The 14,147-nt window shown below is 69.2% G+C and carries 11 protein-coding genes and 2 pseudogenes; 6 read left to right on the plus strand and 7 right to left on the minus strand.

Annotated elements, in window-relative coordinates:
• Positions 1-72: 72 nt before the first annotated feature.
• Positions 73-360: pseudogene (locus LE548_RS40240) on the minus strand (transposase); the annotation flags it as partial.
• 144 nt (positions 361-504) lie between these two features.
• Here LE548_RS40240 and LE548_RS40245 point away from each other — a divergent pair.
• Complete coding sequence (locus LE548_RS40245; RefSeq protein WP_225102007.1) at positions 505-1,143, plus strand: hypothetical protein; 639 nt, start codon at positions 505-507, stop codon at positions 1,141-1,143.
• Positions 1,144-1,433: 290 nt separating this feature from the next.
• On the opposite strand, the gene LE548_RS40250 is transcribed toward LE548_RS40245, so the two are convergent.
• Positions 1,434-1,778, minus strand: coding sequence for a hypothetical protein (locus LE548_RS40250; RefSeq protein WP_225102008.1), 345 nt, complete (start codon positions 1,776-1,778; stop codon positions 1,434-1,436).
• A gap of 464 nt (positions 1,779-2,242) precedes the next feature.
• The gene (locus LE548_RS40255; protein WP_225102009.1) at positions 2,243-2,794 is read right to left on the minus strand and encodes a hypothetical protein; all 552 of its coding nucleotides are present in this window, start codon (positions 2,792-2,794) and stop codon (positions 2,243-2,245) included.
• A 640-nt stretch (positions 2,795-3,434) separates the two neighbouring features.
• Between LE548_RS40255 and LE548_RS46790 the strand changes: the two are divergent.
• The 3 genes and pseudogenes from LE548_RS46790 to LE548_RS40270 all read left to right on the plus strand — a co-directional run.
• Positions 3,435-3,578 (plus strand): annotated as a pseudogene (locus tag LE548_RS46790) (helix-turn-helix domain-containing protein); the annotation flags it as partial.
• Between the two features lie 39 nt (positions 3,579-3,617).
• Positions 3,618-5,948, plus strand: a complete 2,331-nt coding sequence (locus LE548_RS40265) for an AAA family ATPase (protein ID WP_225102037.1) — start codon at positions 3,618-3,620, stop codon at positions 5,946-5,948.
• A gap of 686 nt (positions 5,949-6,634) precedes the next feature.
• Positions 6,635-7,234 (plus strand): thymidine kinase, encoded by a 600-nt coding sequence (locus tag LE548_RS40270; protein ID WP_225102038.1) that lies wholly within the window; start codon positions 6,635-6,637, stop codon positions 7,232-7,234.
• 82 nt (positions 7,235-7,316) lie between these two features.
• On the opposite strand, the gene LE548_RS40275 is transcribed toward LE548_RS40270, so the two are convergent.
• Positions 7,317-8,108 (minus strand): VOC family protein, encoded by a 792-nt coding sequence (locus LE548_RS40275; RefSeq protein WP_225102010.1) that lies wholly within the window; start codon positions 8,106-8,108, stop codon positions 7,317-7,319.
• A 329-nt stretch (positions 8,109-8,437) separates the two neighbouring features.
• On the opposite strand from LE548_RS40275, the gene LE548_RS40280 reads away from it, so the two are divergent.
• The gene (locus tag LE548_RS40280) at positions 8,438-9,289 is read left to right on the plus strand and encodes a sulfurtransferase (RefSeq protein WP_225102011.1); all 852 of its coding nucleotides are present in this window, start codon (positions 8,438-8,440) and stop codon (positions 9,287-9,289) included.
• 59 nt (positions 9,290-9,348) lie between these two features.
• Here the strand turns inward: LE548_RS40280 and sepH are convergent, their stop codons facing one another.
• Positions 9,349-10,389, minus strand: coding sequence for a septation protein SepH (sepH, locus tag LE548_RS40285; RefSeq protein ID WP_225102012.1), 1,041 nt, complete (start codon positions 10,387-10,389; stop codon positions 9,349-9,351).
• A 479-nt stretch (positions 10,390-10,868) separates the two neighbouring features.
• Between sepH and LE548_RS40290 the strand changes: the two genes are divergently transcribed.
• Positions 10,869-11,594 carry a hypothetical protein gene (locus LE548_RS40290; RefSeq protein WP_225102013.1) on the plus strand — a complete coding sequence of 242 codons (726 nt, stop codon included), beginning with the start codon at positions 10,869-10,871 and terminating at the stop codon, positions 11,592-11,594.
• On the opposite strand, the gene LE548_RS40295 is transcribed toward LE548_RS40290, so the two are convergent.
• Both LE548_RS40295 and LE548_RS40300 read right to left on the minus strand, forming a co-directional pair.
• Positions 11,518-12,837 (minus strand): D-arabinono-1,4-lactone oxidase, encoded by a 1,320-nt coding sequence (locus tag LE548_RS40295; RefSeq protein ID WP_225102014.1) that lies wholly within the window; start codon positions 12,835-12,837, stop codon positions 11,518-11,520. The genes LE548_RS40290 and LE548_RS40295 overlap by 77 nt on opposite strands.
• Positions 12,797-14,035 (minus strand): MFS transporter, encoded by a 1,239-nt coding sequence (locus tag LE548_RS40300; RefSeq protein WP_225102015.1) that lies wholly within the window; start codon positions 14,033-14,035, stop codon positions 12,797-12,799. Before LE548_RS40300 ends, LE548_RS40295 begins: the two co-directional genes overlap by 41 nt.
• Between the last annotated feature and the right edge of the window lie 112 nt (positions 14,036-14,147).

The following is a 14,147-nucleotide window of genomic DNA, read 5'->3' on the forward strand; positions in this document are numbered from 1 at the left end:
ATCGACTGGGGATCTCAGTCATGCCGGGCCCGGAGGCCGGGAGCCCCATTGCGGGGCCACGAAGAAGGTAACGGGATCCGAGGCCACCGGCCCGAACACGGCCGGCTCGGCGCGCAGCATCGCGATGTCGGCCAGGCAGTCACCGCCCAGCGTGGTCGCCAGAGCCAGGTCGAGCAGGATCTTGCCCGGATCGTGCACTGCCCTGGGCTTGCGCCACGGCGCGAGAGCAGCGGACAGCGCCGCGTCCAGCCCGGCCCGGCGGGCCGTTTCGACCAACAGCACCCCGCCGGCCTGCCCAACCACCCCGCAGCCGCCGCCCGACATCAGCACACGCGGGTACGACCCGATACGCTTACTCACCTGAGAAGTGCCTCCGGCGAACGCGTGAACAAGGGCCTAGACCAATCCTTATTCTCGCTGGTCAGAGGCATTTTTCGTATAGGTGATCACCTATCGGACAGTTCACCTCTTGGAGCTCGAGGTCAGCAGAGGGGAATGGGTGGGATGACGTTGCCAGGCTCTCAAGAAGCCACCACACGGGCCCGGCCGGTGTGGGTGCTCACCCCGCTGGAGAGCGTCGGGCCGTTGCAGTTCGGCATGAGTATGGATGAGGCAGCGATGGCGCTGCCGAAGACCGCTGAGCTACGTCGGTTCCAAGCCGAGCCCTATTTTCCAGAGGTCGTGGGTATACAGCTGGGGCTCAGCCCGGCGGAACCGACCGTCTACGAGTACTTCGACGGCTCCGGCCGACTGTTCTGCATTGCCATTGATGCCGTTCGCGGGCCGCAGGTGACACTGGACGGGGTGGAGCTGGTCGGTGGCAGCCCGGCTGAGCTGGAGGAATGGCTGTTCGATCTGCCCGACTCGATGGGCGGCGTGTCCTATGGGCCGCGTGGAAACCCCGGGATCAACGACCTGGGTCTGGTCCTGCGAGTGCAGAACGCCGCAAACGGACTGCTGACCCGGCCGGTGCTGGTAGGCCGCGACTACGCCGACCGCTGCACCGACGACTGGGAGGGTGCGATCCCAGAATGCGAATGGGTGGGCCACGTGTGGCCCCACCCGTCGTTCCCACAGGACCCCGTTTGGCCTCCAGCCGGGAATATGCCGACCTGGGCAGGACGTTGGTCGCCGCCGTTCTAACGGCTCGGCCCGCTCGCGCGGCTGTGCAAGTCCGGGCGTCATGCCAGCTACTCACCCGAGAAGTGCCTCCGGCTGGTGCAGGAAGCAGGACCTCGGCAATCCTCATTCTCGCTGGTCAGACACTCTCTTCAGAGAGCTGATCACCTACCGGACAGCACCTCGTGAAAGCGCGAGGCTAGGGCCTTGTGGGAAGGCGACGCCCGTGCCCGTCTCGTTCACACCTACGTTGTTGCCCCGAGAAGTCGGTGAGGTTAGGCACTTGCGTATGTCCACCAGCGATCCACGAAATGTCAGCCCTGAACCGAGATCGAGAAGGGTTGAGGGGTCCCTTCTTCGTACTTCATCCCTTCCTGATACATATCGAGGACGCTATCGGGGCCCTCGACTTCGAGGGCGATATCGACTGTCTTCCCTTCAGGCAATCCTTGCAGGACGAGCGTCGCGGTGTTCACAGCCCCAGAACCTCTTCGACTCCCAAGCGCAAGCCCCGATCCACAGTTACCAACCGCGTTTCGGGTGTAGTACGTCACCCCTTCGGGGACGTCCTTGATGGAAATCGTGACGGTATCGGGGTCGAACTTGCTGGAATCAACTTCCCAGCGTGGATCGTTTGTATTGATGACTTCGAATGTCACTGGAACAATCGACTTTCCAGGAAGAGCCCTCAGTCCGCACGTGTCGTCGCTTTGGGTGGGCTGACCAACCGTTGCGGTTACCTTCCCCCGAGAACGGTAGACGGTTTTATCGCCCCCGAGGTTGGTCCAAGTCCCCTGTATGTCGAAGTTGACTGTCTTGGCCTCTGGTGCTTTGGCGTCACCGACAGCAGAACTCTGCGGGTCGTCAGTTTCCCCTGAAACGGACGACTGGTCGTTCGCCTTGGTCCCGCCATCGCTGCCGGCCCACTGCGTGACTCCGTAGCCACCGAGGACGACAACAAGGAGGGCGAACGCTCCTAAGCCGATGCGGATGTTGCGCTTCTTGCTGTTGTCGATCTTGCCGATGCTGCCAGCAGCGATGCCCCCGCCGTTGGCAGTGATGGCCGTGTTACCGGCAGCGTCGTACGGTCTGGCATTCGGGCCTGCGGTAGCGCCGGGTACGGTCAGCCCTGATCCGGACCCGGCTGCTGAGGGTTTCCAGTGGACCCGAGCGTCACGTTCCCCATCGTCAGAGCGGCTGCCGAACCGCCCTCGGCGCGGATGTCCACGTTCCCGCCGATGGCCTGCCCTTCACTCGACGCCGACACTCCGCCTCCGGAACCGCTACTGACCTGAAGCTCCTTGACCAGCTTCTCCAACGCTTGGGCAAAGGCCCCGTCTCGTTCGGCGGCGTCCTCCAGGGAGTCCGCCAGCCGCCGCCGCGTCCGCTCCGAGGGCTCCGTCTGCCCGGCCTCGGCCTCCTCGCGGGCCCGCTCCAGCGCAGGGTCCTGCCCGAGTTTGCGGCTGACCAGGTCGTGCAGTCGGTCCATTCCGGTGTCCAGGCCGCGGTCGATCTCCGCATCGGCGCGACCTGCCACCCGGCGGCCCTTGGCCATCAGCCAGGCGAACACGTATCCAACCGCGATTTCCACACCCATCACCGCAACCTCCTGAAAACCGCCGTGCCATTGTCGATACGCCCGTTCCGACGGCCTGCACTCCCGCAAGCCCGCCACGGCATGACGAACAACGTCAACTCCCCTTCCGGTACACTGTTCTGCCCCTGTCAGAGACGGTCTCGCGAGCACAATCCGGTTGGACACGGAAGCAGGACGCGGCGCATTGGCCCCCTCGGGCGCCGAGGACTCGGACTGCTCCTGACCTTCAGCCAGACGTTCGACCGATACGGGAAACACCCAGCGCGCGCCCAGGCTCAGACACTCCTGCGTCGCACATCCCGTGAGCCGACCAACAACCGTGCTATCGGCTGCCAAGTCCGAAGTGGTCCTTGACTCCGTCGTCCTTGCATCCATGACCCCGTGGTCTCCGTCTCCTACTCGTGAAGTTTCCCTGCGGACAGCCCGACGGCCGTCATCCGCACATGCCTCTGCCTGCCCTCCCTGGGCCGGTAGAGCAGCCGCATCACGGCAGCGCGCGACAATTCCGACGCACCCCGCCTCGACCTCGGCTGCTCAGCGGAGCGATTGACCTTGAGCATCGGAGACGGCGAGGGTTGTTCGCCACTCTGCGAGAGCAGCCATAATCAACCAATCAATCTGAACTCCGGGGAGGTGGGCAGAGTTGGCAGGCAGGCCGGGGCGTCGGGAACAGCCGCTCGATCCACATGCGGGTCCACTGGAACGCTTCGCGCTGGGGTTGCGCTCACTCCGTGAGGGGGCCGGACTCACCTACTCGGAGATGGCCGATTCGGCTCATTTCTCTCCCAGTACCCTGTCTCAGGCCGCCGCTGGGCAGCGGCTGCCCACCCGAGAGGTACTCCGTGCCTACGTCCGCGCCTGTGGCGGGGATTCACACTCGTGGGACGAGCGCTGGGAGCAGGTGCGGCGTGACCTGCACGAGTCTGAGACGCAAGGGACTGCCGCCCATGTCATCCCGCATGGCTTCGGTGACGTGGAAGGCACCAGTTTCGTGGGCCGCGAATCTGAGCTGGCCGCCGGTGGTGACCTGCTGGAGCGATGCCGGCTGGTCACGCTGGTCGGGATCGGCGGTGTGGGTAAGACGCGGTTGGCCAAGCGAATCGTCCGTGAGGTGGCCGAGCGATTCACGGATGGTACGTACTGTGCGGAGCTGGCCGACCTCGGCAGCGACCAAGCCGTCGTCGAGGCGGTCGCCTCCGCAGTTGGCGTGGTTGCCGGGGCGAGGCAGGACCCCTTGTCCGCGCTTGCCGGGGCGCTGCGGGGACGTAGTGTCCTTCTCCTCCTCGACAACTGTGAGCATGTGCTGGACGGATGCGTGAGCACCGTCCGTGACTTGCTTGCGCTCTTGCCGGAACTGCGCGTCCTCGCCACCAGTCGGCAGCCCCTCGCTATCGGTGCCGAGCATGTGCTGCAGGTGAGACCGTTGGGCCTGCCTACCTTGGTGAATGGGCGCCTGTACGAGACAGGCGCCGTGGACGAGGGGCCCGTGACCTCACCGGCCATGGCCCTCTTCGTGGACCGTGCCGAGGCTGCCGCCCCCGGTTTCCGGGGCACCGAGGTGAACCGGCACACCGTTGCTCGTGTGTGCCAGAGGCTGGACGGCCTGCCCCTCGCCTTGGAGATCGCCGCACGAAGGCTGCGCACCCTGACCGTCGACGAGCTTCTGGAACGGCTCGACCAGCGGTTCCGCCTGCTCGGCCCCGGCGGCGGCGACCGCGCAGCGCACCCTCGCCATCAGGCGTTGCGCGCACTCTTCGACTGGAGCTACGAGTTGTGCACCGAGGCCGAGCGAACGGCCTGGCAGCAGCTGTCGCTGTGTTCCGGCGGTGTGCTGCTTACCGATGCCGAGCAACTCTGCGGACGTGCCGAAGAGGGCGAAGTGCTCGATGCCGCCGTAACCGATGACGCGTTCGAAGCCTTGGCCGGGCTCGTGGACAAGTCACTCCTCACCAGGGTCGAGACAGGCGGTCGCACCCGCCTGCACATGCTCGAAACCGTTCGTGCATACGGGCAGGAACGCCTGGCGGAGAGCGGTCGAGCGCAGCTCGCCCTGCGTCGCCATCGTGCGTGGTATCTCAATCTTGCCGCACAGGCCGGAATCGCTTACGGCTCCTCTGCACAGGCCGAGTGGCTGCGTCGCCTGCGCGCCGAACACCCCAACCTGCGGCAGATCGTCACCGCACCGCCGCCGACCGGTGAGCCCGCGGAGGCCGTGCTACGCGCGTCCCTCGGCTTCTGGCTGCACTGTCTGACATCGGCCAATGTGGGCGAGGGCGCACACTGGATGCGAACGATCCTCGAACGGCACCCGCAGCCCCCCTCCCCCGAGACCACCGCCGCATGGTGCCAAGCCGCATGGGTGGCCGGCTTCTTGCTGCTCCTCCACGGAGACCACAACGGCACCCACGAGGTGATCAACCGCAGCGAACAGGCCCTGGCCAACATACCCGCCGCTTCCGGCACTGCAGACCCCTCGGCTTACCGGGCGACCAGGGCCGAACTCACCGCTGCGTTTCTACAGCTGCGGAGCTTGGCTGCACTGGTCACCGGTGACACGGAGACCGCAGCACGGCACGCGAACTCTTCCCTGGCAACCGGGCATTGGTCCGCTCCGCTGTTGACACAGCAGCAGTGCATTGCCCAACTCGGCTTCGCCGCCGTTCTCCAGGGTGAGCGCACTCGCTCCACCACCCTGCTCGAAAAGGCCCTGGCGATGTCCGAGGCCCAAGGAAACACGTGGCACCAGTGCTACCTGCTATGGGCCCTCGCCGTCGACTACGGTGAAGCCGGGCAGCCGGAGATCGCCCTGCAACTCCTCCACCGTGCGCTCCGGCACACTAGGAAGATCGACGAACACCTGGGAGAAGCAACCCTCAGCGAGACTCTGGCCTGGGTGCTCTCCTTCTATGGCGACGCACGCTCGGCGGCGGTCTTGCTGGGAGCCGTGGACCGCGTGTGGCACCCGTCCGGCACTCCGCGGCTCTTCGGCTTCGCCCTCCTGACCGCCCACCGGGAACGCGGTCTCGAAAATGCCTGTAGGTCACTCGGCGAAATCGAGTACACCCGTGCGTACCAGGAAGGCCAGCGCCTCGGTCTACGCCACGCGCTGGAGAGGGCGATCCGAGACAATGAGCATTTCCACCACGGCGCTGATCCAGGGACGGCACATCGTGATGACTCGAAGAGAACAGAGCCGGGCACACAAGAGTGGGGCGGCGACTATGCCCCCTGAGGGGCGATGGCGCCCGTCGGTCCGACTCCCACCTCACCCGCTCGGCTGACGGGATCTGGAGTGCCGAAAGTGCGGACCGAGGCGGAAGTGGCTGAGGCCTTGGACATGCCGCTGCACACGTGGCGGTGAAAGCAGTGGGCGACGTTCAGAGCGTGCGTGACCCGGGTCGATGCGAGCGAAGGCCGTCTGTTCCTGCACGACGCAGAGCACGCTGACGCCCCTCCCAGCCGTTGCTCGGCGCTGTGACTCCGGGGCCCAGGCGATTGGCGACTTTCCGCGTGTAGTCGGAGAGGGCCCTGCGACGTCTTGGACTCGGTCGGGTGGGCAGGCGATGGCCGTGCTGACGTGCACGAGCTTGTCGCTCGCTTCCCACTCTCGCCAGCGTTGTTCCGCCTTCTTCTGGTCGGCGATCGCGTTGCGGGTGCTGTGCTCGATGCAGGCGACGTCCAGCCGGTCGGCGAGATCGGTGAGGGCCTGGGCGAGCGCCTGGGGGTGCAGCTCCGGGAGTCGTGTTGTGCATTCTGGTGCCGAACTCGATTGCCGAGAGCACCTTCGTGTGTGCTCCGAAGGTGCCTGGCGGTAGCTGGTCTCGACCTTGGCAGCGGCTACATCCTTCCTTGGCACGGACCGCCGAGGCCCGCATCGCGAGTGGCTCGATGGATGGTGGATAGTCAAGCAAAAGGACGCTGGCTCTGCAGATCGAGCACAACCGCTCCGCGCGGGGCCTCGTCGGGATGATCTTCACCCGGAGCGACCGCGCGGGCGAGGGCAAGCTGTCCTCGCGGCTCGGCCTGGTCACCGACGCCGTGGAGGTCGCGGACGACCAGGATCTGTACGCCTACCTCGTGGAGCACCTCTCCCAGGGCCGCCGGGCCGACTATGTGATCGCGGACGAGGCGCAGTTCCTCGCACCCGAGCAGATCGACCAGCTCGCGCGCGTGGTGGACGATCTCGGCCTGGACGTGTACGCCTTCGGGATCACCACGGACTTCCGCTCCAAGCTCTTCCCCGGCTCCCAGCGGCTGGTCGAGCTTGCCGACCGCATCGAGGTGCTCCAGGTGGAGGCGCTGTGCTGGTGCGGCGCCCGCGCCACGCACAACGCCCGCACGGTCGGCGGCGAGATGGTGGTCGAGGGCGCCCAGGTCGTCGTCGGCGACGTCGACCAGTCCACCGGCGAGGTCGGCTACGAGGTGCTGTGCCGCCGCCACCACCGGCGCCGGATGACCGCCGCATCGGCCCGCGCGGCGGCCCTGTCCCCGGACGTCCTGCCGGTCTCGGCCGACTGAAGCCCCAGAGCCGGCTGAAGCCCCGGAGCCGGCTGAAGCCCCAGTGCCGGCTGAATCTCCAGGGCCAACTGAGTCCCAGCGCTCAGCGCGGGTCCTGGAGCACCGAGAACACCGCGCCCTCCGGGTCCGCCACCGTCGCCACGCGCCCGTGCGGGCTGTCGTGCGCCTGCCGGACGACCCGGCCGCCCAGCTCCGTCACCTGGCGCAGCGTCAGCTCGGCGTCGGCGACTTCGAAGTACGTCTGCCAGTGCGGCCCCCGGTCCCGGGGCAGGCCGTGGCCCACGCCGTGCAGCCCGGCGACCGGACGGCCGTCGAGGTGCAGGGTCATGTAGTCGAAGTCGGCGGACACCACCGGCTCCGCCTCGTAGCCGAACACGGTCGTGTAGAACTTGGCGACGCTCTCCGTCTCGAACGTCACCAGCTCGTTCCAGGCCGGCGTCCCGGGCACACCGGTGATCGCGGTGCCGAGGTGCGCCGAGCCCTGCCAGATCCCGAACACCGCACCGGAGGGGTCGGCGGCGATGGCCATCCGCCCGGCCTCGGCGGCGTCCAGCGGGCCGACCGCCACCGTGCCGCCGCACTCCCGTACCGTGTCCGCCGTACTGTCCACGTCGTCCGAGGCGAAGTACGGCGTCCAGGCGATCGGCAGTCGGCGGTCCGGCGGCAGCTGGCCCATACCGGCCACCTCCTGCCCGTCGAGCAGCGCCCGCACATACGGGCCGAGCTGCTGTGGGCCCGGCCGGAACTCCCAGCCGAACAGCTCGCCGTAGAACTCCTCGGTGGCGGTCAGCCCGTGCGCCATCAGACTCACCCAGCAGGGCGTGCCGGGCGCGCGCCGCGCGCGCGGACCGGCCGACTCCCGTGCCTCGGTCATCGATCACTCTCTCCCCGGCCCCCTCACGGTGGCCGTGTCGCTTCCCCTCCCCCGCGGGGGAGGGGTGTCCACGCCGGCGCGGCGGGTACGCCCGTGCCGGTGCCCGCATCCTCCACGCCACGGCGGGCCATACCGCGCCGCCGCTCGGCGACACCTCCGGGAGGATGCCCGTTCTGCCGACTTTCGGCGCTGCCTCGCGGTGGCCGGTGGGTGTCCGTCGGCGGTACAGCACGTGCTCGATCCCCTACGCCTGGTGATCGAGCGTGTCCGGCCGAGCAGAGTAGCCGGACCTGGACGCCGCGGCCACCCCTGGCGTATCCATGGACGCCATGAACGCCATCATCACCGCAACCGATCTCGCACACGAGCTGACCGGCGACCGCCCGCCGGTGCTGCTGGACGTGCGCTGGCAGCTGAGCCTGGCGAAGGCGGCCAGCGCGCCGGCCTTCGACGGGCGGGCCGAGTACGCCGCCGGGCACATCCCCGGCGCGGTCTTCGTCGACCTGGACCGGGAGCTCGCCTCGGAGCCCGGGGAGAGCGGCCGTCATCCGCTGCCGGACATCGAGGAGTTCGGCGCCGCGATGCGCCGTGCGGGTGTGTCGGCGGGGCGGCCGGTCGTCGTGTACGACGGTGGCCAGGGCTGGGCCGCCGCGCGCGCGTGGTGGCTGCTGCGCTGGACGGGTCACCCGGACGTGCGGGTCCTCGACGGCGGGTTGCCGTCCTGGGAGGGCGAACTGTCCACGCAGTCCCCGGATCCGGCGGAGGGCGACTTCCGGCCGGAGCCGGCCGCCGGCGGGCTGCTGGACGCGGACGCGGCCGCCCTCCTGGCTCGTACGGGCGTGCTGCTGGACGCGCGCGCGGGGGAGCGGTACCGGGGCGAGGTGGAGCCGATCGACCGGGTCGGCGGGCACATCCCGGGCGCGGTGTCGGCGCCGACGACGGAGAACGTGGGCCCCGACGGCCGCTTCCTGCCCGCGGCCGAACTGCGTGACCGGTTCAAGGCCCTGGGTGTCGCAGCGGACGCCGAGGTGGGCGTGTACTGCGGCTCGGGCGTCTCCGCCGCCCACGAGGTCCTCGCGCTGGCCGTGGCGGGCATCCCGGCGGCCCTGTACGTCGGCTCCTGGTCCGAGTGGTCCGCCGACCCGGACCGCCCGGTGGCGGTGGGGGCGGACCCGCAGTAACGGCAGCCGGAAGCGGGGGCACGCACGCGTGCCCCCGCTGTCCATTTCTGGACGGCCGGTTACTCCTGTTTCTTGCGGCGCGTGCCGAACACGATCTCGTCCCAGCTCGGGACGGCGGCGCGGCGGCCGGGACGGACGCCGTCGGCCTCGGCCTGGCGGTCGGTGGCACCGATGAGCCGGTCGCGGTGGCTGCCGACGGAGCGGGGCATGAGGACGTCCGCGTAGGCCGAACCGGCCGAGGCGGCGGGTGCCGGCGGCTCCTCGGCCGCCGGTTCGTCGACGGGCTCTTCCACGGCCTCCGCCGGGCGCTCCGGGACCACCAGGTCGCCGCGGAAGCTCGGCACGGCCTCCAGGAGACTGGTGAGCGAGTCGCGTTCGCTCGTCGTCTCCTCGGGCGGCTCGGACGGCTGTGCGGGCAGGCTCGGTCGCTCGCGCTCACCGCGGTCGAGGGCGCGGTCCATCGAACGCTCGCGCGGCAGCCGGGCGATGCGTGGGACGAACGGGAAGCTCGGCTCGGGCACGGCGAGATCGTCGGACTCGCCGATCAGCGAGCGTGCCTCGGCGTCCACGGCCTGCACGAGCCGCCGGGGCGGATCGTACGTCCAGCTCGCCGAGTGCGGTTCGCCCGCGACCCGGTAGACGAGGAGCACCTCCCAGGTGCCGTCGTCGCGGCGCCAGGAGTCCCACTGCACGGTGTCCTTCTCGGCGCCGCGCAGCAGCAGCCGCTCCTGGACGGCCTCGCCGAGCAGCGGGCCGGAGTTCTCGCCGGGGCGGCGGACCGGGGTCTTGCGGGCGCGCTCGGCCATGAAGGCGCGCTCGGCCAGCACAGGACCCTCGAAGCGGCGGACCCGGTCCACGGGGATGCCGGCGAGTTGCGCGACCTCTTCCGCAGTGGCACCCGCGCGTATCCGCGCCTGGATGTCACGCGGGCGCAGATGGCTCTCGACCTCGATCTCGATCTGGCCGAGGCGGGGCCGGTCACCGCGTACGGCGGCGCGGAGCCGTTCGTCGATCGGAAGGGTGTACTCCGTCGCGTCGGCAGCTTTGAGCACCAGCCGTGTGCCGTCATTCGAGACGGCCACGACACGCAGTTCGGGCATGGGGACCTCCCGGGTGGTGCCTGCCGACGTCACGTGCGTCGCTGCTTCCGCTAGTCGAGTGTGGCCTGCCCGGGTGCAGCCTGCCACAACCTTGCCGAGTTGCCCGGCGTGTCGGGCACGGGCCCTGGGCCGCCGTTATGGCACGGTTACCTGTTCGCAACGCTAAGTGACCAACTCCGTCACCCTGTGCAACTAGCCCCCTCCCGGCGGTCCTGCAAGGCCCCGGACACCCTGGTGGGAGACCGGGCCCAGGGCTCGCAACAGTACTCCATTTGGACCATGTGCGTGGATGGGCGCGCCGCCCAACTTCTGGCAAGGGCCGCGACTTGGGGCCCGGCAAGCGGTTCCGCTGATCATGAACGTGGCGAACTTCACGCAATCCCCAGAAACGGAACTAATGGTTTCTGCTCTGCGTCCCTTCTCGTGTGGTCGGCCGGTCAATGTCGATCAAGTACGGGAAAGGCAGGCAAGTTCCGGGTATGCGTGAGACGCCCGATGCGGGTCGCAAGCGGATCGACCTGAGCGTGCCCCAGGTCGCGGGCAGTGCCCTGGCGGCGGTTGTGGCGGCCAAACTGGCGTCGTACTTCGGGGTGTACGGCACGATCCTCGGCGCGGGAATCGTCAGCGTCGTCGCCACCTGTGGCGGTTCGCTGTTCCAGCACTTCTTCAAGAGGACCGGGGAGCAGTTGCGGGAGGCGACGGTCGTGGCCCGTCCCAGGGAGCAAGTGGCACCGGCTCTGGGGGAGTTCACCGCGGGGACCGTCTACCGCGCGCGCGTGAAGAAGAGCTGGCGGCGGCCGGTCGTCGCGGCCGCACTGGTCTTCGGCGTCACGATGGCCGGCATCACGACGTACGAACTGGCCTCCGGCAGCAGCTTCAGCGGCGGTGCGGGTACGACGGTCAGCGACGCCGTTTCCGGACGGGGCGGGTCCTCCTCGACGTCCGGCACGCCTTCCCGGACCGACGAGGCACCGGCCCCCTCGGACACGCCGTCCCACGAGCACACACCGGGTTCCGGCGGTGCCACGACGCACAGCACGGCGCCGGTGCCCGGCGACTCCCCGAGCGGGCGGCCGAGCGAGTCCCCGGCCACCCCGACCCCGACACCCAGCGGGTCCGCCGCGACGCCTACGCCCCCAGAACCCTCCGCACGTAGTCGTTCTGGAACAGCCGATCCGGGTCAAGCCGGTCTCTCAGCGCAGTGAACTCGCCGAAACGCGGGTACACGCGCGCGAAGTACTCGGCGTCCCGGGTGTGCACCTTGCCCCAGTGCGGCCGGCCCTCGTGAGCAGTGAAGATGCGCTCGGCGGCGGTGAAGTACGCCTGGTAGGGCGTGCCCCGGAACATGTGGACGGCGATGTAGGCGCTGTCCCGGCCGGAGGCGGTGGACAGGGCGATGTCGTCGGCCGGGGCCGTGCGCACCTCGACGGGGAAGCTGACGCGCAGGCCCGAGCGGTCGACCATGGACTTCAGCTCGCGCAAGGTCTCCCCCAGGGCCGCGCGTGGCACGGCGTACTCCATCTCCACGAAGCGCACCCGGCGCGGTGAGGTGAAGACTTTGTAGGGGATGTCGGTGTACGTCCGCGCGGACAGGGCCTTGCTGGAGATCCGCGCGATGGTGGGAACGGTGGCGGGGACGGCGCGGCCGACCCACTGCGCCACCTGGAACACGCCGTTGGAGAGGAACTCGTCCTCGAACCAGCCGGCCAGCTGTCCCACCGGCTGCTCCGGGCCCGCGCTGCGATTGTTGCGCTTGGTGTTGGTGTTGCCGGTGTGCGGGAACCAGTAGAACTCGAAGTGCTCGTTCTCGGCCCACAGTTGATCGAACTCGGCGAGGACCCGCTCGAACGGCATCGGCTCCTCGCGCGCGGTGAGCAGGAAGAGGGGCTCCACGGCGAACGTGATCGCGGTGATGATGCCGAGGGCGCCGAGGCCTATTCGGGCGGCGGCGAAGACATCGGGGTTCTTCTTCTCGGAGCAGGCGAGCACCGAGCCGTCGGCCGTGACGAGTTCGAGCCCCTTGATCTGGGCGGCGATCGAGGCGGACTCGCGGCCCGTGCCGTGCGTGCCGGTGCTGGTGGCCCCGGAGACGGTCTGCTCCATGATGTCGCCCATGTTGGTGAGCGACAGGCCCTCGCGCGCGAGAGCGGCATTGAGCCTCTTGAGCGGGGTGCCCGCCTCGACCGTGACGGTCATGGCTTCCCGGTCGATGTTGCGGATACCGGTCAACAGTTGAGGGCGGATCAACACACCGTCGGTGGCCGCGATCGACGTGAAGGAGTGGCCCGTACCGACCGCCTTGACCTTCAGGCCGTCCTCCCGGGCCCGGCGTACCGCCTCGGCCAGCTCCTCCACCGAGGCCGGCTCGACCTGCCGGGCGGGCCGGGCGGTGACGTTCCCGCCCCAGTTACGCCAGGTGCCGTTCTTCCCGCTCGCTGTGCTGCTCAACGGTGCCTCCCCGACCCGCGGCCGGCCTGCGCAGCCGGCGGTACCCGAGGAAACCGACCGCGACCGCGACGGCCCCGGACACTGCCGGAACCCCGTACCCGGCCCGCGCCCCGGCTGCGTCGATCACCGAGCCGGCCACGGACGAGCCGAGCGCGACACCGACCGCGAGGCCGGTGCTCACCCAGGTCATGCCCTCGGTGAGTTTCGCGCGAGGTACGTGCTCTTCGATGAGGGACATCGTGGTGATCATCGTCGGCGCGACGGCCATCCCTGCAACGAACAGCGCCACGGCCAGAAGCGGCAAGTTTCCGACCAGTAGGAGGGGGATCATACTCACGGCCATCGCCGCCACGCCCAGCAGCCAGCGGCGTTCCGGTGCCCCGGCGAACCGCAGCAGCCCGAAGACCACCCCGGCCGCACAGGAACCGGCCGCGTACACCGCCAGTACGACGCTGGCCGCGCCCTTGTGGCCGCGCTCGTCGGCGAAGGCGACGGTGACCACGTCCACAGCGCCGAAGATCGCGCCGGTCGCCACGAAGGTGGCCACCAGCACCTGGAGCCCCGGCGAGCGCAGGGCCGTGCCACCGCCGTGGTGCTCGCGCGGATGCGGCTCCGGCTCGGTGGCGCGCTGGGCCGTGAGCCAGAAGACGCCGGCCGCCAGGAAGCCGGCTGCCAGCAGCGGAGCGGCCTCCGGGAACCAGGCCGTGGACAGCCCGATGGAGATGATCGGGCCGAAGATGAAGCACATCTCGTCCACGACCGACTCGAACGAGTACGCCGTGTGCAGCTTCGGGGTGCCCCGGTACAGGACCGCCCAGCGGGCCCGGATCATCGCGCCGAGGCTCGGCACGGAGCCGATCCCGGCGGCGCACACGAACAGCACCCAGTCCGGCCATCTCAGGTGTGCGGCGAGCAGCAGCCCGGCCGCCGCCGTGAGCGCGACCAGGGTCGCCGGGCGCAGCACCCGGCGCTGCCCGTGCCGGTCGACCAGCCGGGAGATCTGCGGGCCGATCGCCGCGGCGGACAGCGCGATGGTGGCCGAGAGCGCGCCGGCGAGGCCGTACCGGCCGGTCAGCTGGGAGATCATCGTGACCACGCCGATGCCCATCATCGACAGCGGCATCCGGCCGAGGAATCCAGCGGCGGAGAACGCCTTCGTGCCGGGCTCGGCGAACAGGGCTCTGTAGGGGCTGGGCACGTGGTCTCCGGCGGCTCGGTAAGGCGCGAATGCGGCCGATACAGATTACGAGTTAGGGAACCCTAAGCGCACCTCGATTACCGAGCGGGAGGGGCTGCGGGACAGGCGGCGG

This window comes from Streptomyces sp. CoH27, assembly GCF_020181035.1.
In the GTDB taxonomy this organism is placed as follows: Bacteria; Actinomycetota; Actinomycetes; order Streptomycetales; family Streptomycetaceae; genus Streptomyces; species Streptomyces camelliae.